General features: G+C 75.1%; 24 protein-coding genes. 12 read left to right on the top strand and 12 right to left on the bottom strand.

What is annotated here, in order from left to right; all coding sequences use genetic code 11:
- Positions 1-57: 57 nt before the first annotated feature.
- From ABZW10_RS03280 to ABZW10_RS03270, 3 genes are all read right to left on the bottom strand, one after another.
- A complete protein-coding gene (locus ABZW10_RS03280; RefSeq protein ID WP_355359094.1) occupies positions 58-603 on the bottom strand; it encodes a YciI family protein in 546 nt (181 codons plus the stop codon).
- Between the two features lie 194 nt (positions 604-797).
- On the bottom strand, positions 798-1,931 hold the full coding sequence (locus tag ABZW10_RS03275; protein ID WP_355359091.1) for a DUF6745 domain-containing protein: 1,134 nt from the start codon (positions 1,929-1,931) through the stop codon (positions 798-800).
- A 109-nt stretch (positions 1,932-2,040) separates the two neighbouring features.
- The gene (locus ABZW10_RS03270) at positions 2,041-2,367 is read right to left on the bottom strand and encodes a hypothetical protein (RefSeq protein WP_355359088.1); all 327 of its coding nucleotides are present in this window, start codon (positions 2,365-2,367) and stop codon (positions 2,041-2,043) included.
- A gap of 229 nt (positions 2,368-2,596) precedes the next feature.
- Here ABZW10_RS03270 and ABZW10_RS03265 point away from each other — a divergent pair, with 229 nt between their 5' ends.
- The 9 genes from ABZW10_RS03265 (at position 2,597) to ABZW10_RS03225 (ending at position 13,493) form a co-directional block, all read left to right on the top strand.
- Positions 2,597-3,550 carry an STM4015 family protein gene (locus tag ABZW10_RS03265; protein ID WP_355359085.1) on the top strand — a complete coding sequence of 318 codons (954 nt, stop codon included), beginning with the start codon at positions 2,597-2,599 and terminating at the stop codon, positions 3,548-3,550.
- A 96-nt stretch (positions 3,551-3,646) separates the two neighbouring features.
- On the top strand, positions 3,647-4,603 hold the full coding sequence (locus ABZW10_RS03260; RefSeq protein WP_355359082.1) for an STM4015 family protein: 957 nt from the start codon (positions 3,647-3,649) through the stop codon (positions 4,601-4,603).
- A gap of 10 nt (positions 4,604-4,613) precedes the next feature.
- Positions 4,614-5,921, top strand: a complete 1,308-nt coding sequence (locus ABZW10_RS03255; RefSeq protein ID WP_355359079.1) for an STM4014 family protein — start codon at positions 4,614-4,616, stop codon at positions 5,919-5,921.
- A gap of 53 nt (positions 5,922-5,974) precedes the next feature.
- Entirely contained in the window at positions 5,975-6,817 is an 843-nt protein-coding gene (locus tag ABZW10_RS03250) for an STM4013/SEN3800 family hydrolase (protein WP_355359902.1), read from the top strand.
- Positions 6,814-8,220, top strand: a complete 1,407-nt coding sequence (locus tag ABZW10_RS03245; protein WP_355359076.1) for an STM4012 family radical SAM protein — start codon at positions 6,814-6,816, stop codon at positions 8,218-8,220. Before ABZW10_RS03250 ends, ABZW10_RS03245 begins: the two co-directional genes overlap by 4 nt.
- A gap of 11 nt (positions 8,221-8,231) precedes the next feature.
- Positions 8,232-9,146, top strand: coding sequence for an STM4011 family radical SAM protein (locus ABZW10_RS03240; protein ID WP_355359073.1), 915 nt, complete (start codon positions 8,232-8,234; stop codon positions 9,144-9,146).
- A 312-nt stretch (positions 9,147-9,458) separates the two neighbouring features.
- Complete coding sequence (locus ABZW10_RS03235) at positions 9,459-10,589, top strand: class I SAM-dependent methyltransferase (RefSeq protein ID WP_355359899.1); 1,131 nt, start codon at positions 9,459-9,461, stop codon at positions 10,587-10,589.
- 108 nt (positions 10,590-10,697) lie between these two features.
- On the top strand, positions 10,698-11,081 hold the full coding sequence (locus tag ABZW10_RS03230; protein WP_355359070.1) for a VOC family protein: 384 nt from the start codon (positions 10,698-10,700) through the stop codon (positions 11,079-11,081).
- Between the two features lie 369 nt (positions 11,082-11,450).
- Positions 11,451-13,493, top strand: coding sequence for a PIG-L family deacetylase (locus ABZW10_RS03225; protein ID WP_355359067.1), 2,043 nt, complete (start codon positions 11,451-11,453; stop codon positions 13,491-13,493).
- Between the two features lie 15 nt (positions 13,494-13,508).
- On the opposite strand, the gene ABZW10_RS03220 is transcribed toward ABZW10_RS03225, so the two are convergent.
- The gene (locus tag ABZW10_RS03220; protein WP_355359064.1) at positions 13,509-14,027 is read right to left on the bottom strand and encodes a MarR family transcriptional regulator; all 519 of its coding nucleotides are present in this window, start codon (positions 14,025-14,027) and stop codon (positions 13,509-13,511) included.
- Positions 14,028-14,162: 135 nt separating this feature from the next.
- On the opposite strand from ABZW10_RS03220, the gene ABZW10_RS03215 reads away from it, so the two are divergent.
- A complete protein-coding gene (locus tag ABZW10_RS03215) occupies positions 14,163-14,573 on the top strand; it encodes an organic hydroperoxide resistance protein (RefSeq protein WP_355359061.1) in 411 nt (136 codons plus the stop codon).
- A 132-nt stretch (positions 14,574-14,705) separates the two neighbouring features.
- Here ABZW10_RS03215 and ABZW10_RS03210 read toward each other — a convergent pair whose 3' ends face one another.
- The gene (locus ABZW10_RS03210; protein WP_355359058.1) at positions 14,706-15,107 is read right to left on the bottom strand and encodes an SHOCT domain-containing protein; all 402 of its coding nucleotides are present in this window, start codon (positions 15,105-15,107) and stop codon (positions 14,706-14,708) included.
- Positions 15,108-15,367: 260 nt separating this feature from the next.
- Here ABZW10_RS03210 and ABZW10_RS03205 point away from each other — a divergent pair, with 260 nt between their 5' ends.
- Positions 15,368-15,739 (top strand): hypothetical protein, encoded by a 372-nt coding sequence (locus tag ABZW10_RS03205; RefSeq protein WP_355359055.1) that lies wholly within the window; start codon positions 15,368-15,370, stop codon positions 15,737-15,739.
- An 82-nt stretch (positions 15,740-15,821) separates the two neighbouring features.
- Here ABZW10_RS03205 and ABZW10_RS03200 read toward each other — a convergent pair whose 3' ends face one another.
- The 3 genes from ABZW10_RS03200 to ABZW10_RS03190 form a co-directional block, all read right to left on the bottom strand.
- On the bottom strand, positions 15,822-16,511 hold the full coding sequence (locus tag ABZW10_RS03200) for a beta-glucanase (RefSeq protein WP_355359052.1): 690 nt from the start codon (positions 16,509-16,511) through the stop codon (positions 15,822-15,824).
- A gap of 161 nt (positions 16,512-16,672) precedes the next feature.
- On the bottom strand, positions 16,673-17,410 hold the full coding sequence (locus ABZW10_RS03195) for a CBS domain-containing protein (RefSeq protein ID WP_355359049.1): 738 nt from the start codon (positions 17,408-17,410) through the stop codon (positions 16,673-16,675).
- Between the two features lie 322 nt (positions 17,411-17,732).
- On the bottom strand, positions 17,733-18,575 hold the full coding sequence (locus ABZW10_RS03190; RefSeq protein WP_355359046.1) for an alpha/beta hydrolase: 843 nt from the start codon (positions 18,573-18,575) through the stop codon (positions 17,733-17,735).
- A 263-nt stretch (positions 18,576-18,838) separates the two neighbouring features.
- Here ABZW10_RS03190 and ABZW10_RS03185 point away from each other — a divergent pair, with 263 nt between their 5' ends.
- Positions 18,839-20,377: an SDR family oxidoreductase gene (locus ABZW10_RS03185; protein ID WP_355359042.1), complete on the top strand. Its 1,539-nt coding sequence runs from the start codon at positions 18,839-18,841 to the stop codon at positions 20,375-20,377.
- Here ABZW10_RS03185 and ABZW10_RS03180 read toward each other — a convergent pair.
- The 4 genes from ABZW10_RS03180 to ABZW10_RS03165 all read right to left on the bottom strand — a co-directional run bounded on the left by ABZW10_RS03180 (position 20,369) and on the right by ABZW10_RS03165 (position 24,177).
- Positions 20,369-20,800, bottom strand: coding sequence for a MarR family winged helix-turn-helix transcriptional regulator (locus ABZW10_RS03180; protein WP_355359896.1), 432 nt, complete (start codon positions 20,798-20,800; stop codon positions 20,369-20,371). The two genes, ABZW10_RS03185 and ABZW10_RS03180, sit on opposite strands and share 9 nt — an antisense overlap.
- Before the next feature lie 185 nt (positions 20,801-20,985).
- The gene (locus tag ABZW10_RS03175) at positions 20,986-23,181 is read right to left on the bottom strand and encodes an MMPL family transporter (protein ID WP_355359039.1); all 2,196 of its coding nucleotides are present in this window, start codon (positions 23,179-23,181) and stop codon (positions 20,986-20,988) included.
- 61 nt (positions 23,182-23,242) lie between these two features.
- Positions 23,243-23,635: a hypothetical protein gene (locus ABZW10_RS03170; RefSeq protein ID WP_355359036.1), complete on the bottom strand. Its 393-nt coding sequence runs from the start codon at positions 23,633-23,635 to the stop codon at positions 23,243-23,245.
- Positions 23,636-23,802: 167 nt separating this feature from the next.
- On the bottom strand, positions 23,803-24,177 hold the full coding sequence (locus tag ABZW10_RS03165; protein ID WP_355359033.1) for a hypothetical protein: 375 nt from the start codon (positions 24,175-24,177) through the stop codon (positions 23,803-23,805).
- Positions 24,178-24,275: the final 98 nt, after the last annotated feature.

Here is a 24,275-nt window from a genome sequence, read left to right as displayed (position 1 = left end):
TGGGCGGTGCCGCGTTCACCCGCCCGGACCCGCCGGGACGGGTCAGCGCCGGGACGGTCAGCGCCGGCCGCCGAACTCCCAGCGGTGGACCTCGACGGCGGCGTAGTGGTGCGGGGTGAGGACGGCCCGGGCGGCGTCCGGATCGGGGGCGCGGAGCAGGGCGGCGGTGCCCAGCCAGCTGCCGGCGTCGTCGGAGAGGAGCGGACCGTAGGCGATCAGCTCGTCGCGGTCGGGCGGGGGCGTGAGGTCGGCGGGCCGACCGGCGCCGAGGCCGAGCACCAGGTAGCGTTCGCCGCCGGTGGGGCCGCCGGGGAACTCCGCCATGGTGCGGCCGAGGAGGTTGCGCCACCGGCGCACCAGGACGTCCCGGTAGGCGCCCGCCTGGTAGCAGGGCTCGTCGAAGGCGAACGCGCGGGCCGCGGCGGGGTCCGGCAGGTCGAGGACGTGGACGCTGCCGGTGGGGGTGTCGGCGTCGGTGAAGGTGGGGCCGCGGGCGATCATCTCGGCGGCGAAGCCGTCCATGTAGGACCAGTGCTCCTCCCGCAGGTCGTGGCGCAGCGACCTGGAGTGCGGCCGGTCCCGGTGGTAGGTGAAGAACTCCATGCCCGCAGGGTGCCGCCCCCGCATCGGCGCGTCGACCCGATTTCCGCCACGGCCCCGGCAGCCCGGCCCGCGCGGCATCGGCTCCCCTGGTGAAGCGGCCCTTCGACGCTTCCCTCTGCTGTTGTCAAGGAACGAGGACGCCCCGGGCCGCACCGCCGTCCGGGACCGGCTGCCCCGCGCGAAGCACCACGCGCTCAGGTCTGACGCTGCGGGTGGTACTCCGCCTCGGGTATGCCGAAGGTCCAGGCCACCCCGGCGCGGGCGGTGAGCGTGCTGGGCGGCACCCGCAGCCAGTAGGTGCGGAAGGTGCCGTCGGGCTCGGCGGTGGAGTTCACCACCTCGACCATCACCACCGCCTCGTCGTCGGGCAGCTCGATCCGCCAGAGCACCCCGGTCTCGTCCTGGTGCACCGGGACGGCGCCGGAGTCGGCCAGGTACCGCTCGTAGCCGTAGTGCTCCAACAGGACGCGGCGCAGCTCGGCGTTCTCCTCGGTGCGGATCCGCTCGACGGTGACGGTCCCGAGCCCGGCGAGGAACTCGGCGGGCACCGGCATGCCCCGCCAGGCGTGCAGGGCGAAGCCATCGGAGTACGCCAGGGCCGGGCCGTCGGCGCGGTCGAGCCGGCCGGCCTCGTCGCGGTGCAGCGCCACCGGGCGCTCGCTGACCAGCGCCACGTCCGCGTACGGCCACCACCAGCCGGCGCCGCCGGCGACCTCGGCCAGCGCGGCGATCGCCTCGCCCGCGGGGCCGCCCGGCACGTCCGACGAGGAGCCGAGCACCCCGGCCGCTTCGAAGGCGGCGAACCAGGGGGCGTCGTGCTGGCCGCGGACGGCGTCGAGCAGCGCGATGCGGACGGCGGTCCGGCGCTCGCGGGCCGCCTCGGCCACGTCGTCATCGTCGTTCTCGGTGTCCGGCTCGGGCGCGAGCCGGTCCAGGACGGCGCCGCGGATCCGGTCGGCGAGCGCGTTGGTCACCGGGCCGAGCTCGCCGCCGGTCAGCGCCCAGAGCGGCGCCCAGCCGGCCGCGCCGGTCCGTTCGACGGCCTGTCGGCGCACCGCGTCCCAGGGCAGGGTGCGGACCGCCTCGCGCACCGTCACGGCGCCCGCCTCGCGCAGCTCCAACGCCGCCTCGACGGCCGCCTGCGGCGAGCCGAACCACCGCACCGCCGCGGGCTCGGCCAGGCCCGCCGCCCGGTACGCGGCCCGCACCGCCCGCTCGACGCCGGCCCGGTCGGCCGGGCCGGTGGCGGCGGCCGCAACCCGCCAGCGGGCCGTCACCTCGGCCGGCCCGCCCGCCACGGGGGCCGGTGCCGTCTGTCCAGTCACCATCACACTCTCCGTTCCCGGCCGGGCACCCCGCCCGGCCGTGCCGCGGGCGCCGCGCGCCCGCCCCGATCCTCGTCCCTCGTCCGCGCGCCCCGGCGCGCGCCGCCGTCCGTCAGTCCGCGACCATGCGCACCGCGCCCGGCGCGTACTCGCGCTGGCGGACCACCCGGTACCAGCCCTTGGGCAGCGGGATCGCCGCGTGCTCCTCGTGCACCACCCGGCCGCCCTCCGGCAGGTGCAGCCACGCCGTGCCGAACGGCCCCGACTCGCGCCGCAGCTCCCCGGGGCCGACCACGGCATGCGCGTGCCCGGTGACCTCGCCCAGCGCCAGCACCAGCCGGCCCCGCGCGTCCCTGGGCTGCGCGGCCAGCGAACCCACCCGGCCCGGCACCGCCGGCTCCTCCACCGGCACCAACAGCACGTCTCCCTGACGGAACATCAGCTCTCCCTCGCCGACTCGACGACGCATCGGAATCCCACGCCACGGACCATAGGGCAAGGGTCTGACAACGACGCCCGGTGCCCGGGTGGCGGCTGTGCCGGACGGGGCCGGTGGGGCGTGCGGAGAGCAGAGTGCAACGCGCCCGGGCGACGCCCCGGGCACCGGATTGTCGGTCCGGGCTGGTAGACACTTGTTCGGCCCGCACCGACCCTCCGAGGAGCAGCGCATGACGGTCAACAACCACATCGAGGAGTTCCACGGCCTTCCCGTCTTCGACTTCGTCGCCGCCGTCGACGAGGGCGCCGCGCTGCCCGAGCCCGCCGCCGTGGCCTGGAAGATCGCCGTCGAGTTCGAGGCGGACCAGGACTGGGCCGCGCGCTGGCAGCAGTTCCTGGAACGCGTGGACACCGCCCGGGTGACCGCCGTGGTGGTCGGCGAGTGGTCGCAGGACGGCCCGGAGAGCTTCGCCGGACCGCTGGCCGCGATCCTCGGCGCCGCCGGCCGGCTGCCCGCCCTGCGCGGCCTGTTCATCGGCGACATCACGTACGAGGAGAACGAGATCTCCTGGATCCAGATGGTCGACGTGACGCCGGTGCTGACGACCTTCCCGCAACTCACCGAGCTGGTCGTGCGCGGTGCCTCCGACGAATCGGGCGGGGGCGAGGGCATCTCGCTCCGGCCGGTGCGGCACGAACACCTGCGGGCGCTGCGGTTCGAGTCGGGCGGCCTGCCCAGCGAGGTGCCGAAGGCGGTCGCGGCGAGCGAGCTGCCCGCGCTGGAGCGGCTGGAGTTCTGGCTCGGCGTGGCAGGCTACGGCGGCACCACCCGGCTCGCCGACCTGGAGCCGTTCCTGGACGGCACGCGCTTCCCCGCGCTGCGCCACCTCGGCCTGCAGAACAGCGAGATCGAGGACGAGATCGCCGCCGCCGTCGCGCACGCCCCGGTGGTGCCCCGGCTGGAGTCGCTGAACCTGTCGATGGGCGTGTTCACCGACCAGGGCGCGACAGCGCTGCTGGAGGGCCAGCCGCTCACCCACCTCAAGGCCCTCGACCTGCACCACCACTACCTCACCGAGGCCATGCAGCAGCGGCTGGGCGAGTCCCTGCCGGGCGTGGTGATCGACCTGTCCGGGGCCGGCCGGCCCGACGACCAGTGGCGCTACGTCGCCGTCGCCGAGTAGCCCGCGCCCACGCCCGCGCCCACGCCCACCCGTCCGTTACCCGTATCCGCTCGAGCACCAGCGCCAGCGCCAGTCATGCCGCCCAGGGGGGCACCCGTGTTCATCACCGAATCCGTCGACCGCTTCCTCCACCTGCCGGTCGTCACCTTCTCGCTCAACGAGCCCCACCGGGGCGAACGGCACAGGCTGATCGACGAGCTGCCGGCTGCGGACGCCGCCGCGTGGCGGCTGGCCGTCGGCTACGGCTCCAAGGCCGGCTTCGACGACGTCTGGTCGGCCTTCCTCGCCGCGGTCGACCCGGCCGCCGTCCGCGCCCTGCTCATCGGCCCCTGGTGGATGCGGGACTACGTGCCGGTGGGCGAGACGCTCGCCCGGATCGTCGCCGACGCCGAGCGGTTCCCCGCCCTGGAGGCGCTCTTCATCGCCGACGTGACGTCCGAGGACTGCGAGATCTCCTGGCTGGAGATGTCGGACATCACCCCGGTGCTGAAGGCGTTCCCGCAGCTCACCGACCTGGTGGTGCGCGGCGGCAACGGACTCGTGCTCCACCCGGTCCGGCACGACCGGCTGACCGGCCTGCGCTTCGAGAGCGGCGGGCTGCCGGACGACGTGGTGCGGGCGGTCGCGGCGAGCGAACTGCCCGCGCTGGAGCGCCTGGAGCTGTGGCTGGGCGTCGACGAGTACGGGGGCGACGCGACGATCGACGACCTCGCGCCGTTCCTGGCGGGGACGCGGCTGCCGTCGCTGCGCCACCTCGGCCTGGAGAACAGCGAGTTCCAGGACGAGATCGCCGCCGCCGTGGCGCACGCCCCGGTGGTGCCGCAGTTGGAGTCGCTGAGCCTGGCCATGGGCGTGCTGAGCGACGAGGGCGCGGCCGCGCTGCTCGACGGCCAGCCGCTCACCCACCTCAAGTCCCTCGACCTGCACCACCACTACCTCACCGACGCCATGCAGGAACGGGTGCACCAGGCCCTGCCGGGCGTGGAGGTCGACCTCTCCGACGCCGAGGAGGACGACGAGGACGAGTGGCGCTACGTCGCGGTGGCCGAGTAGGCGGGCTCCGATGCTGACGACGACCCCCCAGACCGCCGGCCAGGCCGCCCCCCGGGCCGACGACCGGGCCGCCCCCCGGGCCGACGACCGAACCGGGGCCCGGGCTCCTCGCCCGGCCCGGCCGGAGCACCGGCTCCCGCCGGACGGGCGGCTGACCGTGCTCGGCAATCCCGGCCACCGCCGGGTGACGCTGTTCGCGGCCGCCGCGCGGGCCGCCGGCCTGCCCGAGCCCGCCGTCCTGCCCTGGATCGACCTGCTGCGCGGTGCCTACCGGCTGCCCGAGGGCACCGTGCTGCGCATCGAGTCGCCGGGAGAGGAGGAGGCGGTGGACGCGCTGCTGCGCGGACCGGCGCTCGGCGCGCAGTACGCGCCGACCCGGGTCGAGGGCGGCGCGGCCTGGTACGCCGGGGTGACGGCCGCGCTGCGCGCACTGGCCGGGACTCCCGGAGTGCGGCTGCTCGGCGACCCCGAGGAGATCGCCGTGATGTTCGACAAGCGGCGGACGCACGCACTGCTGTCGCGCGCCGGCGTGCCGGTGCCGCGCGCCCTCGGCGGGGCCGCCGTCACGGGCTGGGAGGACCTCCGCACCCGGCTGGACGGCGCCGGGCTGCGCCGGGTCTTCGTCAAACCGTCCCACGGCTCCTCCGCGTCGGGGGTGGTGGCGCTGGAGTTCGGACCGCGCGGCCAGCTGCGGGCCACCACCTCGGTGGAACTCGCCGACGGGCGGCTGTACAACTCGCTGCGGGTGCGTCGCTACCGGGAGGAGCGGCTGGTCGCGGAGTTGGTCGACCGCCTCGCCCCGGACGGCCTGCACGTCGAGCAGTGGGTGCCGAAGTCCTCGCAGTCGGGGCGCTCGGCCGATCTGCGGGTCGTGGTGGTCGCCGGACGGGCCACCCACGCGGTGGTCCGCACCAGCGCCCAGCCGATGACCAACCTCCACCTCGGCGGCGCCCGGGGCAGCCTCGACCTGGCCCGAGAGGCCGCCGGACCGGCCTGGCCGGACCTGCTGGAGACGGCGGAACGGGCGGCGGCCTGCTTCCCGAACTCCCCGGCGGTCGGCGTCGACGTGCTGCCGACCGCCGCGTGGCGGCGGACGGTGGTCGGCGAGGTCAACGCCTTCGGGGATCTGCTGCCCGGCCTCACCGGCCTGCCCGGCGGCCCCGCCGAGGGCCTGGACACCTACGCCGCCCAGCTCGCCGCCCTCGGCGCCGCACCCGCCCACGGCTCCACGCCCGCACCCGCACCCGCACCCGCACCCGCACCCGCACCCGCACCCGCACCCGCACCAACGATCCACCCACGTACGGAACAGCCCTGATGAACCACCGCCCCAGCACCCCCGCCCCCGCCGTCCCGGCCGACTCCCCCGACATGAACGCCGTGGTGGGCAGCCACGACCTGCTGCTCGTCACGCTCGACACCCTGCGCTTCGACGTCGCCGAGGAACTGGCCGCCGCCGGACGGATCCCGCACCTGGCCGCCCACCTGCCCGGCGGACGCTGGGAGCGACGGCACTCCCCCGGCAGCTTCACCTACGCCGCCCACCAGGCGATCCTGGCCGGCTTCCTGCCGACCCCCGCCTCGCCGAACGGGCCGCACCCGCGCCTGTTCGCCGCCCGGTTCGCCGGTTCGGAGAGCACCGCGCCGCGCACCTGGGTGTTCGACGCCCCGGACCTCCCGACCGCGCTCGCCGGCGCCGGCTACCGGACGGTCTGCATCGGCGGGGTCGGCTTCTTCAACAAGCAGGGCCCGCTCGGCTCGGTGCTGCCCGGTCTCTTCCAGGAGAGCCACTGGTCACCGGAGATGGGCGTTCCCTCGCCGACCTCCTTCGAGGAGCAGGTCGCCCGCGCCGAGCGGGTCGCCGCCGAGCAGCCCGCCGACCAGCCGCTCTTCCTCTTCGTCAACGTCTCGGCGCTGCACCAGCCGAACTGGTTCCACCTGCCCGGTGCCACGCGCGAGCACGGTGACAGCCGGGCGAGCCACGCCGCCGCCTTGGAGTACGTGGATGCCCACATCGGCCGGCTGTTCGCGGCGATGAGCGCCCGTCGGCCGTGTTTCGCGATCGTCTGCTCGGACCACGGCACGGCCTACGGGGAGGACGGCTACACGGGCCACCGGATCGGCCACGAGGTGGTCTGGACGGTCCCGTACGCGCACTTCACGCTCCCCGCGAGCACCCCGCCGTCCGCCGCGCCCGCCGAGGAGACCGCATGACCACCGCCCCCGCCCGGCCGGCCCACGACCCGGCGCCCGCGACCCCCTCCGCACCGACCGCCGAGCCTGCCGCCGAGCCGCCGTACGCTCCCCCGTACCAGTCGTACGTCTACGCCTACCCGCACAAGACCGCCTACCGGGAGCTGCCGGACCGACCGCCGCTGCGCGAGCTGTGGGCGGGCGAGGCGCAGCACGCGCTCTCCCTCTACCTGCACATCCCGTTCTGCGAGGTGCGCTGCGGCTTCTGCAACCTGTTCACCCGGATCGGCGGCCCCGACGGTCTGACCACCGCCTACCTGGACGCGCTGGACCGGCAGGCCGTGGCCGTGCGCGCGGCGCTGGACGAGGGCGCCCGGTTCGCGCTCGCCGCGTTCGGCGGCGGCACGCCGACCTATCTGAGCGCCGCCGAGCTGGAGCGGCTCTGCGACATCGCCGAGCACCGGATGGGCGCCGACCTGCGGTCGGTCCCGCTGTCGGTCGAGGCCTCCCCCGCCACCGCCACCGCCGACCGTCTGGCGGTGCTCGCCGAGCGGGGCACGACCCGGCTGAGCCTGGGCGTGCAGTCCTTCGTGGACGCGGAGGCCCGCTCGGCGGTCCGCCCGCAGAAGCGCGCCGACGTCGAGGCCGCGCTGGGCCGGATCCGCGACGCCGGGTTCCCCGTCCTCAACATCGACCTCATCTACGGCATCGACGGCCAGACCGAGGCGAGCTGGCTCCACTCGCTGGACGCCGCGCTGGCCTGGCAGCCCGAGGAGCTGTACCTCTACCCGCTCTACGTGCGCCCGCTGACCGGCCTGGCCCGGCGCGGGGAGGCGGAGGGCCCGGCCGAATGGGACGCCCGCCGGCTGGCCCTCTACCGGGCCGGGCGCGACCACCTGCTCGCCCACGGCTACCAACAGGTGTCGATGCGGATGTTCCGCCGCGCGGCCGCGCCGCAGGCCGGGGTGAGCGAGTACGCCTGCCAGACCGACGGCATGGTCGGCCTCGGCTGCGGTGCCCGCTCCTACACGTCCCGGCTGCACTACTCCTTCGACTACGCGGTGGACGCGACCGAGGTGCGCCGCATCATCGACGACTACGTGGCGACCGAGTCGTTCGACCGGGCCGTGGTCGGCCGGGCGATGACACCGGCCGAGGCACGGCGACGGCACCTCGTGCAGTCGCTGCTCCAGGCCGAGGGGCTGGCGCTCGACGACTACCGGGCCCGTTTCGGCGGCACGCCGGCCGAGGACTTCCCCGCCGAACTGGCGGAGTTCGCGGCCCGCCGCTGGCTGGCGGACGACACGGACGCGGCCCACCGACTGCGGCTGTCCCCCGAGGGGCTGGCGCACTCGGACGCGGTCGGACCGATGCTGTTCTCGCCCGAGGTGCGCACGCTGATGGCCGGATACGAGGCGAAATGACCTTCCTCGGCATGCCCACCGCCGGTCGGCCCGCCGTCGGCCCGACCTCCGCCGACGCCGCTCCCGATCGGCCCGTCGACCTCGGCATCCTCTACCGGGGCCCGCTGGCCTCCTGCGACTACGACTGCCCGTACTGCCCGTTCGCCAAGCGACGCGACACGCCCGGGCAACTGCGCGCCGACCGTGCCGCGTTGGAGCGGTTCGCCGACTGGGTGGCCGGCCGCGCCGGCACCGGCGACACCGTCTCGGTGCTGTTCACCCCCTGGGGCGAGGCGCTGGTGCGGTCCTGGTACCGCCGCGCCATGGTGGAGCTGAGCCACCTGCCGCACGTCCGGCGGGTCGCCGTCCAGACCAACCTCAGCTGCCGCACCGGCTGGCTGGCCGAGGCCGACCTCGACACCCTCGCGCTCTGGGTCACCTACCACCCCGGCCAGGTCGACCACGACCGCTTCCTCGCCAAGTGCCGCGAACTCGACGCCCTGGGCGCGCGGTACAGCATCGGGGTGGTCGGGCAGCCGGAGCACCTGGCGGCGGCCCGGCGGCTGCGCGCCGAGCTGTCCCCCGCCGTCTACCTCTGGATCAACGCCGCCGAGGGGTACACCTACACCGACGAAGAGGCGGCCGACTGGACCGCGCTCGATCCGCACTTCGGCTTCAGCCGCCACGCCCACCCCAGCGCCGGCCGCCCCTGCCGCACCGGCGAGTCGGTGCTCTCGGTCGACGGCGACGGCACCGTCCGCCGCTGCCACTTCGTCCGCGAGGAGCTGGGCAACCTCTACGACGGCTCCTACCGCGCCCGCCTCGCCCCGCGCGCCTGCCCGCTGCCGGTCTGCGACTGCCACATCGGCTACGTCCACCTGGAGACCCTGCCGCTGTACGACGTCTTCGCGGGCGGTGTCCTGGAGCGCATCCCGCACGCCTGGTGACGGACCGCCATCGGGCAGAAGCCGGTTGCGGGACGACCACAGCACGTGACACCGTGACCGTGATCCCAAGAAGGTGATCTCAGGGAAGGGGCTGCTCATGGCAGGCTGCGCCGTACCGGGCCTGGTACTCGGCGACTCGTCGGTCCGCACGTCGACCGGGGAGCCACGTCTCGTCTGACCCACCGTTGTTCCCCTCCTCGTCGGCGTGTCCTTCGTGTCCGTTCGCACGTTCGACCACGAGGAGTCCCGGTGCCCGCAACCACCCGCACCGACGTCACCACGACCGTCACCGCCCTCACTCCTGCTGATTCCCTGACCGCCCGCTGGCACAGCGAGACCAACGCGCCGCCGCCAGGCCGCGTCGTCCTCGCCGACGACCGCCTGCGCGCCGACACCGCCCACCGGCTGGTCTCCCAAGGTGCCGCTGTGCTCTGGCAAGGCGACTACCACGGCGCCCGCCAACTGCTCGCCGCGCTCGCCCGCCGAGCCGAACGCGAGGAACGCCCGCCTCGAACGGGCGACTCGACCACCCCGGGCGAGGCGTTCCGGGAACAGCGGTGCGAGCGCGCCCGGACCGCGGGCCTGCTCGGCCACCTCGTGGTGCGGTTGGAGGCCGACCACGCCCTCCTGCTGCCTCGCGCACCCGACGTCCGGCAGGCCTGCCGCGAGGCGTACGGACCGTCGGACGGGCCGCGACTGGTCGCGCTCCGGGAACTGCTCGGCGTCCTCGGCGCGTGGCAGTGGCACCAGCGGGGCGTGTATGTGCCCGCACTCGGCGCACGTGTCCATCCGTGCTACGGCGTGTTCTCCCCGGTCCGCGGCGAGTACGTCGATCTGGTGGCCCGGGCGCCGATGCCCGCCGCCGTGCTCGCCGGCGGGACCGTGTTCGACCTCGGCACCGGGACCGGAGTACTGGCCGCCGTCCTGGCGCGACGCGGGGCCGGACGGGTACTGGTCACCGACGTGAATCCGCGAGCCCTGCTCTGCGCCCGCGACAACGCGCGACGCCTGGGCCTGGCCCACCACATCCGAGCGGCCGGGACCGACCTCTACCCGCCCGGCGACGGGCGGGCCGGTCTGGTGCTCTGCAATCCACCGTGGCTGCCAGCCGAGCCCACCTCCGTTCTGGAGCAGGGCGTCTACGACTCCGGCGGCCGAATGCTGCACGGCTTCCTCGGCGGGCTGGCGCAGCGGCTCGCGCGCGGCGGCGAAGGCTGGCTGATCCTCTCCGACCTCGCCGAACACCTCGGTCTGCGGTCGCGCGCCGACCTTCACGCGGCCTTCGCCGCCGCCGGTCTGCGCGTCGTCGGCCGCCGCGACATCCGCCCCCGGCACCCCCGCGCGACCGGGGCCACCCGGCGCACCGGTGTCCGGAGCATCGATCCGCTCCGTGCCGCCCGCGCCGCCGAGGTGACATCGCTGTGGCGCCTCGCCCCGGTGTGACGCCCCGTCGTCCGTCGAACACGCCGGGCCATGCCCGGCGTCCGGCAGTCGCCCTGCGTGGCCGAGGCCGGTGCCGCGTACCTACGCTGGAGGGAGGAGGCGATCAACATGCTTGGAGACGCACCCCTGGTGGCGATCATCCCTGCCGTCGACCTGGCCCGGGCGAAGGCCTACTACACCGACACCCTCGGCCTCAAACTCACTGATGCCGGTCCGGAGGGCGACCTGACCTTCGAATGCGGCGGCACCGAGTTCGGCATCTACGAGACACCCAGCGGCGGCCAGGCCGCCCACACCCTGGCCAGTTTCAAGGTTCCCGATCTGGACGCGGAGATGGCCGCGCTGCGCGGCAGGGGCGTCGAATTCGAGGACTACGACATACCCGGGCTGAAGACCGTCAACGGCGTCGCGGAGGCCGAGGGCATGCGCGCCGCCTGGTTCAAGGACAGCGAGGGCAACATCCTCTGCCTGAACGAGCGGACCAACGGCTGACGGCCGCCGGATCCGACATTCGCGCGCCCGGCCGGGACGATCCCGGCCGGGCGTCGGCGTGCCCGCCGCCCCCGGACCGCCCACGGCAGCCTCCGGTCACCCGAAATCGACCCCGCCCGGATTTCCTCCACCATGCCCCGCCCGCCCATTGTCCGGTTTGTAGCGGTACTGAGCGCTATGCGAGCAGTGATCAATTTCATCCGTTCTTTGTGGGATTCATCACGAGGAGTCCGGCCCGCACCCCCGACGATCGGCGGGGTTCGCCGACCGGGATTTGACGTCGGCCGATCGCCTTGGGGATAGTCCGTTCCGGACCGACCGGGCGACACCACCGATCTCCTGCTCGGGGGCGAGGAGAGCGGGGGCTCGATGCGATTTCCGAAGGTTGTGGGCACGCTGCTCGTGGCAGCCCTGAGCGCGCCCCAGGCGCCGATCGACGCCACCCCGAAGGACCTCACCGAGTCGGCAACCACGGCCGTCGCACCCGCCGCATCGGGCGACGAATCGTTCCTGCAGATCGTCGCGCACCAGGACGACGACATCCTCTTCATGAACCCGGACCTGAACCGGCAGTACGCGGCGCCCTCGGTCACCGTCTACCTGACCGGCGGCGAGACACCGGGCACCTCGCTCGGCAGCCCGTGCGCCTACTCCGAGAGCCGGAACTCCGGCGCCAGGGCCGCGCACGCCCGGCTGGCCGGGGTGGCCGAGCCGACCTGGAGCACCACCGCCCTACGGCTGGCCGGCGGGAAGACCGTCCAGGTCGACACCCTGGACCAGGCGCCGCAGATCAAGCTGGTCTTCCTCAGGCTGCACGAGGGCGGCGACTGGAACTACCCCGACGGCCACAACCGGGCCACCCTCGACACCCTCTTCACCGAGGGCTCGGGCGGGCCCTCCCACCAGTCCACGCTCGGCAGCCTGCCCGCCGACGGCGAGTGCGACCCCGCGTACGCGCACCAGGACTACACCCACGACGAGCTCGTGGCCACGCTGACCGAGCTGATGGAACGGTTCCGCCCGACCGTGCTGCGCGCCCAGGACCCGCGCGTGCCGTACGGCTACAGCCGCGATCCGCTCAATCCCGCCGACCACGCCGACCACATCGCCACCGCGCGATTCGCCGGAAAGGCCGCGCTCGATTATCACGGACCGGACGGAAGCGGCCGGGTGATTCTCCGGAACTACCGCGACTACAACGTGCGCATGGAGCCGCCGAATCTTCCCGCCAGTTCCGCGAAGGAGAAAAGGAAGACCTTTCTCGCCTATCTGGGACCGAAACGCCCCGGAACCTACAGCGGATATTCCGGCGCGTACGACCCCGAGGCGAATCCGGACGAGGCGAATTTCTACGCGGACTTCCCGTCCCGGCAGTATCCGCGCTGGTCGAACGGCACCGCATGGGCGGCGCAGGACGGCACCGGCGCGCTGAACGCCTTCGCCGTGCTCGACAACCGGGTGCAGTCCTGGCGCGAGTCCGAAGCGGGCGGCGCATGGAGCGGACCGGTGCCCGTGCCCGGCGGCGAGGGCCTCGCGGCCGCGCTCGGCGTGGTGCGGGACACCGCCGGGCTGATCCACCTGTTCGGGGTCCGGCTCGACGACGACCGGATCGTCACCGTCGCCCAGACCGCCCCGGGCAGCTGGGGCGACTGGACCGTGCTCGGCAACCCCGACCCCGTCACCCCGGGGTTCATCGGCAGCCCCGTCCCCGTCCTCGGCGGTGACGGGCGGCTGACCGTCTTCGTCCGCAACACGGGCGGCGGCGTCAGCGCGCTCGGCCAACTGCCCGACGGCGGCTGGCCCGCGGACTGGACCGACCTCGGCGGCACCCAGGTGCGGGACGGCCTGGCCGCCACCCTCGCCGCCGACGGCCGGGTCGAGCTGTTCGCGCCGACCAGGGACGGGATCGGGCACTGGCGGCAGTCGGCGCCCGGCGGCCCCTTCGTCCGGGACGCCGCCTTCCTCGGCCCGCCCCCGGCCGGACCGCTCACCGCGAGCCGCACCGCGGACGGCAGGCTGGGGCTCTTCTTCCACCAGGCCGGCACCGGACAGGTCGTCACCCGCTACGTGCGGCCGAACGGCTCCTGGACCACCGCACCCGAGTCGCTGGGCGGCCCGGCCGGTCTGGAAGGTGTCGCCGCGGTGACCGGCACCGACGGCCGGACGACCGTGGCCATCCGCAACGGCGCCGGTGGGATCAGCCTGGCCTCGCAGCCGGCCGCCAACCGGGGCTCCGCCGCGGTGTGGTCCGACCTCGGCCGGCTGATCGTCGGCGCGCCGACCGTGGCGCTCGACGCCGTCGGCCACCGCGTCGTCCTGGCGCTCGGACCGGACGCCGTCCTGCGCACCGCCCGGCAGAGCGGCCCGGGGGCCGACAGCCCCTTCGACCCTTGGCAAGCGGCCGGGAGCTGAGCCCGGCCGCGGGGCTCAGTGCTCGGCGGCGAGCCCCGGGACGGCGGTGTCGAGGGCGAGGGTGAGCCGGTCCAGCAGGGCCCGCAGGGCGGCGAGTTCCTCGACGGGCAGGCCGGTGGCGGCAAGCAGACGGCGAGGCACCAGGCCGGCGCGCTCCCGCAGGGCCGAGCCCTCGTCGGTGAGGCGGACAGTGACCGAGCGTTCGTCCTCGGGGCTGCGCTCGCGGCGCACCAGGCCTGCCGCCTCCAGCCGCTTGAGCAGCGGGGACAGGGTGCCGGAGTCGAGCCGCAGGCGCTCGCCGATCCGCTTGACCGGCAGGTCGCCGTCCTCCCAGAGGACGAGCATGACCAGGTACTGCGGGTAGGTCAGGCCGAGGTCCTTGAGCAGCACCCGGTAGACGCCCCCGAAGGCGCGGGAGGCGGCGTTCAGCGAGAAGCAGATCTGCCGGTCCAGCCGGAGCAGATCGGCGTCGTCGGGCAGGTCGGAGAGGTCGGGCACGTCAGGCAGGTCGGACAGCGCGGTCGGCTCGGTCATGGGTCCATGGTAGCGAGGACCCATGCGCGATTAAGTTGTGCGCAATTTAATTGCGTGCTCTACTTGTCTCCGGCAGGCGGCCCGCCCGGGCCGTGCCGGACCGAGACTTCGAACGCAGGACGGAAGGGAACGGACATGGACGCGCTCTACACCGCAGTGGCCACCGCCAACGGCCGGGAGGGCCGCGCCGTCAGCTCCGACGGGCAGCTCGACCTCGCGCTGGCCATGCCGCCCGGCCTCGGCGGCAGCGGTCAGGGCACCAACCCGGAGCAGTTGTTCGCGGCCGGCTACTCCGCCTGCTTCGCCAGCGCGCTGAGCCTGGTCGGCCGGCAGTCGAAGGTGGACACCGGTGACATCTCGGTGACCGCCGAGGTGTCCATCGGCCGCGACGGCGAGGGCTTCGGCCTCTCGGTGGTGCTGCGGGTCGAGCTGCCGGAGGCGCTGGCGGGTGAGACCGGCGAGCTGCTGGTCAAGAAGGCCCACGAGGTGTGCCCGTACTCCCGCGCCACCCGCGGCAACATCCCGGTCGAGCTCGTCGTCGAGTAGATCACGCAGGTCACGCAGGTGACGTAGATCGAGCCGATCGAGCAGGTCACGCAGGTCGAACCGATCGAGCAGCCGCACGATCCGAGCGGTCGGCGGGGCCCGTCGCGCAGGTGCGCGGCGGGCCCCGCCGCGTCAGCCGCCCGGCCCTTCGGGCGGACGCGGCGGCGGAGGCGGGCCGGGTGGGGCGGGCGGAACAGGCGGCGGCGCACCGGGCGCCGGTCCGCCGCCCGTGGAACGGAGCACGTCGAGACGGTGCCGGTACTCCTCGGCGTCGATCTCACCGCGCGCGAACCGCTCCGCGAGGACCTGCTCGGGCAACGGCACCGGCGGTGCCCCGCCCGGCGGACCGGGTGACCCCGGCGGGCTCGCGGCCCACGCGCCCTTGGACGGCGGCCCGGGCGCCCGCGACTGCCGGACCAGGACCACCGCGACGGCCACCAGCGCCAGCACCACCAGCAGCAGCCCCAGCGCCATCAGACCCAGGCCCCAGCCGCCGAACCCATGGCCGTAGCCATGGCCGTTCCAGTACCTCATCACGACCTCCTCACCACCCCGGCCGGGCGGGTGGCGGCCGTGACGGCCGGCCCGCACCGGGGCGATCGGCGCCTCACCACCATCGTGCGCCCGCGCCCGTCGGAGCGGCGTGAGGAACGGGGGCGGCGACCCGGGGACGGGGGCGGAGGCCACGGCGCGCGGAGAGCCGACGAGCATGCGTCGGCGCCCGCCCGGCGATCCGGGAATCCTGCGGGCCCGGGCCCGGGCCCGCCCGCACCGGGCCGGGTAGCGTTCGCCCCATGAACCACCACCCGCCGGCCGACGACCGTGAGCGCCTCGTCGCGGCCGGGGTGCTGCTCCGCTACCAGGACCACCGCCCCCACCCCGCCCTCGGCCACTCCTCCATCGGCTACGTCTCCACGGTGCTCTGGTTCGAGCTCACCGCGCTGGCCATCTCGCCCGACGCCGCGGCGACGACCGCGCACGCGCTGCTGCGGGCCATCGCCGCCAATGCGGTGGACGCGGCGCTCGCGCCCGGCAACGAGTCCGCGCCGCGCAACGACCTCTACGTGACGTATCCCGCGCACATCGGCCCGTACCGGCGGGTGGTCTGGTTCCAGCGGTCGGGCCCGCGCGGCCTGATCACGGCGATGTTCCCGCCCGAGCACTGACCGCCCGAGCACCGCCCACCCCAGCACCGACCACCGGAGCACCGACCACCGGAGCACCGACCACCACGGCACGACCCGCCGGTCACGTCCGCCCCGGCGCTCCCGCGCCCGCACCCGGGCCGCCGCGCTCCACCCACAGGCTGTGGCAGGTCCAGCCGAACCGGTCCGGCCCGTAGGCCGGCGGGCGGGCGTGGTACGTGCCGTCCGCGACCGAGAGGTTGACGATCAGGTAGGCGTGCCAGTCGGAGCCGACACCACGGCGGTCGGCGTGGATGAGGGTGTCGTCGACGAACCAGTCCACCGAGTACGCGCCGAAGACGGCCCGCAGGCCGAAGGTGGCCCCGGGGGCTATGCCGGCGTCGGCCCCGTGCCAGTACCGGTAGCCGCCCCGGACGTGGTTGGAGATCTCCAGCAGGTCCGGATTGTCGGGGTGGTACTCGAACACGTCGATCTCGTTGCCGCCGTCCCGCCACGTCCAGATCGCCGGCCAGGCGCCCAGCGCGACGGGCAGGGTGACCTGCGCGCTCAGGGTGTCGCCGGTGCGGAGCTGGAAGCCGTCCGGGCTGCCCTCGGTGGTGAGCAGGTTGCACGTCCACAGGTCCCCGCCGTGCCGCCGGGTGGCGGTGAACAGCCCGTCGGGGCAGTAGGCGCGGCTGAGGAAGTCGAGTTTGTGGTCGCCCCGGTTGGTCGGCCCCATCCGGGGATAGGCGCTGCTGCGCCCCGCGACCCACTGGCTGGTCGATGTGAAGTCCGCGTCGAACACGACGGCCACGGCTGCCTCCCCGGTAACCGGCGGCGCGGCGGCCCGCTACCGCCGCACACGCCGAGTGAGATACCCGGTGCGCAGCGCGATATTCGAACCGGACGCTCCGGGTCCAGCCGGGCGTCCGGTCGAACGACGCGGAGGCGGGCCCGGTGCGCGGGCGTGCGGGTTCAGGCTATGGATGCAGGCGCGTCGCTCCCGCGCGCGCCATCACCGCCCACGCCCCCCGACCCACCGATTCCACCGATTCCGTCGTCTGACGCGACCGGGGAGCCGCCGTCCGGGCCCACGCCGCCGAAGATGTCGGCGCTCAGCCGGTCGGTCACCGACACCACGCCGTCGACCGAGCGGCAGAGGTTCAGCACGATCGGGACGAGATGCGGCTCGGGCACCGTACCGCTGAGCACCACCCGCCCCTGGTCGACCTCGACGCCCACCTCGGCGGGGCTCACGCCCTCGATCCGGCCGAGCACCTCCTCCACGATCTCCCGGCGGATCACCCGGTCCTCGCGCAGGAAGACCCGTAGCAGGTCGCCCCGGCTGACCATGGCGAACACCCGGCCGTCCTGGTCCAGCACCGGCAGCCGCTTCAGGCCGTGCCGGCTCATCAGCCGGGCCGCCGCGACCACACTGGCCTCCGGGGTGGTGCAGATCGCCGGGCCAGTCATCAGATCAGCGGCGGTGACCGCGCCGCCCGGACCGGTCCGGGGGAGGTCCGGCGGCGGCATGTGGCTCCCCGGGTCCTCCTGGGCCGCCAGGGTGAGCAGCAAGTCGGCCTCCGAGACTATGCCGAGCGGCCGGCCGTCGCCGTCCACCACCGGCACCCCGGTGATGTCGTACTCGGCCAGTAGCGCGACGATCTCCCGGAAGCCGGTCTGGGGAGCGACCTGGACCACGGGACTGGTCATGACTGATTCGACGGTGGCATGCCGCACGCCGGTTCACCTCGTCCGAAGGCGCGGTCCGACCGGACAGACCCCTGTCGTCCGATCGGCTGTACCAGCGAGCATCTCCCCCGACCGGGCGATCCGCCAGGGGCCAAGGGGCTGAATCGACGGGACCAAGGACCTCCCCGCCCTACGCCGTTCAGACCCGGACCGCACCGGGCCGCCCCGCCCGCGCCCCGCCACCCGGGACGGCACCACTACGCCGGACGGGCGACACCGGGCTGCACCGGCCTGCCGACCTCTTTGCCGGCCCTCCCGGTCACCCGCCGGGGCCGCCCGTCCGCTACCGGAGCGCGAGCATCGCCGCGGCGACCTCGCCGACCGCCGTGCCGGGGATCGCGGTGGCGGCCTCGTCGAGGACGAGCAGCCGTGCCCCGGGGATCTCGCGGGCGAGTGCTTCGCCGTTGCCGACGGGGAAGAACGGATCGCGGCGGCCGTGGACGACGAGGGCGGGGGCCGCGATCTCCGGCAGGCGCTCGCGCCAGCGGGGCGCGCAGTCGAGCCCGGAGAACACCAGGCCCAGCTGGTTGGCCAGTTGGACCGGGGGCGTCGTGCCGGGCGTACGGTCCCAGACGCGCGCGGCGACGGCGCGGGCGGCGGCGGGGTCGTCGCCGCGGATCTCCGCGCCTGCGGCGGCAAACGCGGCAACCGCCTCGCGGTCGGCCCAGTCGGGCATCGGGCGCGCGAACAGCCGGCTCATCGTCGCCGGGTCGTGGTCGGGGAGGTCGTCGTCGGCCGGGCCCGGGGCGACCGGCCGGGTACCGACCAGGGTGAGCGCCGAGAACGCGCCCGGGTGGTCGAGCACGGCCACCTGGGCGACCATCCCGCCGACGCCGATGCCCGCGAGGTGCGCGGGTCCCCCACCGAGCACGTCGACGAGGGCCGCCGCGTCCGCGGCGAGGTCGCGCAGGGTGTAGGCGGGCGCCTGCGGATCCGCCGCCGTCGACTCCCCGCTGTCGCGCAGGTCGTAACGCACCACGCGGCGCCCGCCGGCGGCGAGCCGTTCGCAGAGCGCGTCGGGCCAGGAGAGCATCGTCGTCCCGCCCGCGAGCAGGACGAGGGGCGCGTCGTCGTCACCGAACGACTCGATGCCCAGGGTGATCCCCTTGGCGTTGACTGTGGTCATCGGCTCACCGGATTACGTCGTCGTTCAGGTGCGGCGCGGTCGGCGCCGATCGTACCCTCCGGCGCGGCGGCGACGTCGGCGGCCTGCGCCGGAGCACCGGCAACCACCGGCTGACGTGCGGGGCCAGGACGGCGGCGGCCGACGGTGCGGGTGCGGGTACGGCCCGGCGCGGAGATCATCGTGGCGACCGCCGACCACCGAGCACCGAGCACCGAGCACCGAGCACCGACCCACCATCCATCACCCACCACCCGGGAGCCACCGTGACCGCTGCCGCCGACCCCGACCCCGGCCCCGCTCGCCCGCTGCGCTGCCTGGTCACCGGGGCCACCGGCTACATCGGCGGCCGGCTGGTGCCGGAGCTGCTGGCGGCCGGACACGGCGTCCGGTGCCTGGTCCGGGATCCGGACCGGCTGCGGGACCACCCGTGGCGCGAGCGGGTGGAGGCCGCCGCCGGGGACGTCACCCGCCCGGAGAGCCTGGACGGCGCCTTCGCCGGGATCGACGTCGCCTACTACCTGGTGCACGCCCTCGGGACCGGAGCCGGGTTCGAGGCCACCGACCGGGCCGCCGCCGCGGCGTTCGGACGGGCGGCGGCCCGGGCCGGGGTGCGCCGGATCGTCTACCTGGGCGGACTCGCCCCCGCCGGGGTTCCGACCGGGCGGCTCTCCCCGCACCTGCGCTCACGGGTCGAGGTCGGCCGGGTGCTGCGGGACAGCGGCGTGCCGACCGCCGAGCTGCGGGCCGCAGTGATCATCGGTTCGGGATCGGCTTCCTTCGAGATGCTCCGGTACCTCACCGAGCGCCTGCCGGTGATGGTGACCCCGCGCTGGGTGGACACCCGGATCCAGCCGATCGCCGTGCGGGACGTGCTGCGGCTGCTGGTCGGGGCCGCCGGCCTGCCGCCCGAGGTGAACCGCGCCTTCGACATCGGCGGACCGGAGGTGCTGACGTACCGGCGGATGATGGAGCGCTACGCGGCGGTGGCCGGGTTGCCGCGCCGGCTGATCCTCGCCGTCCCGGTCCTGACCCCTCGGCTCTCCAGCCTCTGGGTCGGCCTGGTGACGCCGGTGCCGGGGTCGCTCGCCCGTCCGCTGGTGGAGTCGCTGCGGTACGAGGTGGTGCGTGGTGAGCACGACCTCGACCGCTGGCTGCCGGAGCCCCCGGGCGGCGGCATCGGCTTCGACGCGGCGGTGGGGCTCGCGCTGCGGAGGATCCGGGACGCCGACGTCGCCACCCGGTGGTCCTCCGCCTCGCTTCCCGGCGCCCCGAGCGACCCGCTGCCCACCGACCCGGACTGGGCCGGCGGCAGTCTCTACCAGGACGTCCGGGAGCTGCGGGTGGACGCCGATCCGAGGGCGCTGTGGCGGGTGGTGGAGGGGATCGGCGGCGAGAACGGCTGGTACTCCTTCCCGCTCGGCTGGGCCGTGCGCGGCTGGGTCGACCGGCTGGTCGGCGGTGTGGGGCTGCGCCGGGGGCGGCGGGACCCGGCGCGGCTGCGGGTCGGCGAGTCGCTGGACTTCTGGCGGGTGGAGGAGATCGAACCGGGGCGGCTGCTGCGGCTGCGCGCGGAGATGCGGCTGCCCGGCCCGGCCTGGCTGGAGCTCACGGTCGCCCCGGACGGCGCGGGCGGCAGCCGCTACCGGCAGCGGGCGCTGTTCCACCCGCGCGGGCTGGCCGGGCACGCCTACTGGTGGGCGGTGGCGCCGTTCCACGCCCTGGTGTTCGGCGGGATGGCCCGGCGGATCACCGAGCAGGCGGCGCGCGAACCGGGCGGCGGGCCGGCGGCCGGCTCAGCGTGAGTGGCGCAGGTCCTCCAGCTCGCCGGTCATCCGGTCCAGGAAGCGGGCCACGGCGGCGAGCTCGCCGGGCGTGAACTCGGCGCGGACCGTCTCGGTGCGGCGGGCGACCGGCGCGAACCACTCGGCCGCCATCCGGCCGGCGCCGGGGAGGTAGTGCACCAGGACCAGCCGCCGGTCGGCCGCGTCCCGGGTACGGCGGACGTGCCCGGCGCGCTCCAGGCGGTCCAGCACCGCGGTGACCGCGCCCGAGGAGAGGCCGAGCTCCTCGCCGAGCCGCCCGGGGGTGATCCCCGGGGGCGGGTCGGCGGGGCCGTCCTGGGCGCCGTGCGGCGTCGGACCGGCGCGCATGATCGCGAGCAGCGCCTGGACGTCGGTGGTGTGCAGACCGCTCGCGGCGGCGAAGCCGTGGCCGAGCAGGTTCATCTCGGAGGCGAGGTCCTGCAGCAGACGGCCGAGTTCCGGCGTACCGGAGCCCTGCGGTTCCCCCTGCTCCGCCTGTTCCGCCTGTTCCGCCAAGGCGTGTTCTCCGGTTGCGTGCGACGTCGGGCTAACCCGTTCAGCCTAACGGTGCCGCCCGCCGCCCGCCGCCGACTGCCCACCGCCCGCGCTCACACCCCCGGGCCGACCCGTTCACCCGAGGGCTCCGGCGCCGCGGGAACCGACCGCGGGACCGCCCGCCCGGTCCGGGCCGGCCACCAGACCCGGTCGCCGAGGTCCCGCACCAGGGCGGGCACCAGCAGCGAGCGCACCAGCAGGGTGTCCAGCAGCACCCCGAACGCCACGATGAAGGCGATCTGGGCGAGGAAGGCCAGCGGGATCACGCCCAGCGCGGCGAAGGTCGCGGCCAGCACCACGCCCGCCGAGGTGATCACCCCGCCGGTGGCGGTGAGCCCGCGCAGCACCCCCTCCCGGGTGCCGGAGCGCAAGGCCTCCTCGCGCACCCGGGTCATCAGGAAGATGTTGTAGTCGACCCCGAGCGCGACCAGGAACACGTACCCGTACAGCGGCACGGACGGGTCGACGGCGGAGAACCCGAAGACGTGCGGGAAGACCACCGCGCTCACGCCGAGCGTCGCCAGGTAGGAGAGCGCGACGGTGGCGGCCAGCAGCATCGGTGCGAGCAGCGAGCGCAGCAGCAGGACGAGCACGGCGAGCACGCACAGCAGCACCACCGGTGTGATCAGGGTGCGGTCGCGCGCGGCGGTGGTCCGGGTGTCCTCCTGCTGGGCGGTGTAGCCGCCGACCAGCGCGTCCGCGTCCGGGACGGCGTGCACGGCCTGCCGCAGCCGGTGGACGGTGGCGATCGCCTCGTCGCTGTCGGCCGGGTCGGTGAGCGTCGCCTCCAGCCGGACCCGGCCGTCGACGACCAGCGGCGCGCCGCCCGGTGCCCCGGCGGTGGTGGCGCGCACGCCGGCCACCCCGGGGACGGCGGCGACCGCCGCGGTCACGGCCTCGGAGCGGTCGGCGGCGGCGATCACCACCGCAGGGTTGCCGCTGCCGCCGGGGAAGTGCGCGGAGAGCATCCGCTGGCCGGCCGCCGAGGGCTGGGCCTTGACGAACAGTTCGCTCTGCGGCACGCCACCGGCGTCCAGGGTGGGCGCGAGCGCGGCCAGCGCCGCCAGCACGGCCAGGCTCGCCGCCCACAGGGCGCGCGGGCGGCGGGCGACCAGCGCCGCGGCCCGGCCCCAGACGGCGTGCACCGGGGCCCGGCCGTCGGCGGTGGGCCGGGCCGGCCAGTAGGCGGCGCGGCCGGCCAGCACCAGGGCGGCGGGCAGGAAGGTGAGCGCGGAGAGCACCGCGCAGCCGATGCCGATGGCGCCGACCGGGCCGAGCGCCCGGTTGTTGGTGAGGTCGGAGAGCAGCAGGACGAGCAGGCCGAGCGCGACGGTCGCGCCGGAGGCGGTGATCGGCTCGACGGACCGCCGCCAGGCGGTGCGCATCGCGGCGAACCGGTCGCCGTGCAGGTGCAGTTCCTCCCGGAAGCGGGCGCAGAGCAGCAGGCCGTAGTCGGTGGCGGCGCCGATGACGAGGATCGACAGCAGGCCCTGGACCTGGCCGTCGACGGTGACCAGGCCGTGGTCGGCGAGCAGGTAGACCAGGGCGCAGGCGATGCCGAGGGCGAAGACGGCGCCGAGGATCACCAGCAGGGGCAGCAGCACGGCGCGGTAGACGGCGAGCAGGATCAGCAGGACGACGCCGAGCGCCACGCCGAGCAGCAGGCCGTCGATGCCGGCGAAGGCGCCGCCGAGGTCCGCGAGGATCGCGGCGGGTCCGGCGAGGCCGACGGTGCTGTCGGGGACGCGTTCGGCGAGGGCGCGGACCGCGCGCACGGTGTCGCCGGTCTCCCGGCCGAGGTCGGCGCGCAGTTGGACGACGCCCTGCAGGGCGTGGCCGTCGGCGGCGGGGAGGGCGGGCGAGACGCGTCCGGTGGCGCCGGGCAGCGCGGCGGCGGCGTGCAGGGCCTGTTCGGCGGCGGCGCGCCGGGTGTCGTCGACGGGGCCGGTGCGGCTCTCCCAGACGACGATCACCGGCAGGGCGTTCTCGGCCCGGAAGTCCGCGCCGAGCCGGGCGGCCTCGGTGGACTCGGCGCTGCGTGGCAGGAAGGCGGCCCGGTCATTGGTGGCGACCTCGCCGAGCCGGCCCGCGTAGGAGCCGAAGGCGCCGCCGAGGCCGAGCCAGACGACCAGCAGCGCAAGCGGGACGAGCAGCCGGGCGCGGCGCCGCCGGGCGGACGAAGCGGATGAGGCGGACGAATCCGCCGGGGAGGCCGGTGGAGCGGCGGAGGCGGGACGGTCAGCGGGCATGGCGAGGCGCCCTCCGGGCTGGGGCGGGGTGGCGGACAGCCCGGATCATATCTCTCGACCGTCAAGAGACTTGACGGGTGGAGAGATCGCGGGGCCGCGCCAGGAGCCCGGCCACCGAGAGCGCGCCCCAGCCGACCGAGACGACGACCGCCATCACCCGGTGCCGCCGGGCGGGAAGGGCGGCGGCGAGCAGCGCGGCGTCGCCGAGGTCGGAGGCGATCCGGACGGCGGTGGCGGTGCGCAGCGCGGCGTCGTTCGGGGCGAGGGCCATGGCGAGGCCGCAGGCGGCGTCGCGCAGGGCGAGCGGGCGCAGGCAGGCGGCGACCGGGGCGGGCACCGAGCCGTCGGGGGCGGTGAGGCCGGAGGGGCGGGCGAGCAGTGCGGGCCGGCGGGCGACGGCGAGTCCGTAGACGGCGGTGGCGGCGCCGGTGAGGCGTAGCAGGGGCGAGTGCATGACGGCGGACCTCCGGGACGGGTCGGGGACGGCGGGGCAGAGGCGGCGGGTCAGGGACCCGGCCCAGTCTGGCGCCGTCCGGCCCGCGACACGCCGATGGCCCACCGGTGCGGGACCGGTGGGCCGTCGGCGGCTGCCCGCGGGGGGCCCGGGGCGTCACCGGGGCGTCAGGAGACGCGCTTGATCTGCCAGGCGTTGTTGTTGAGGCTCGGGACGGCCGAGTAGTTGCAGCTGCTGTTGTAGAACGAGGAGAGCTGCACCCAGCCGGCCGGCTGGTAGGTCGACGAACAGACGGTGAGCGTGGTGCCGATCGGCAGACCGGCGATCTGCTTGATCTGCTTCTTGTTCGGACTGAAGGTCGACGAGCAGCTGATGTCGTTCCACCACTGGACGTCGACCCAGCCGGTCGGGGTGAGCTGGCTGGCGCAGACGTTCTGGGTGTCGCCGGGGGCGGCGTGCGCGAGGGTCGCGGTGGTCGTGGTCAGGGTCAGCGCGGCGGCGGCGCAGCCGATGGCCAGGGCGGCGGCACGAAGACGGGACACGGAGCGGCTCCTCTCCACGGCGCGGGCTCTCCGCGCCGGCTCCCATTCCTACCGGTGGGAACATGGACACGGACAGTGACTTTCCGGTCCGGTGCGCC

It is taken from the genome of Kitasatospora sp. NPDC004723 (genome assembly GCF_040609255.1).
GTDB lineage: Bacteria > Actinomycetota > Actinomycetes > Streptomycetales > Streptomycetaceae > Kitasatospora.
This window is presented reverse-complemented; position numbering and strand designations above follow the sequence as displayed.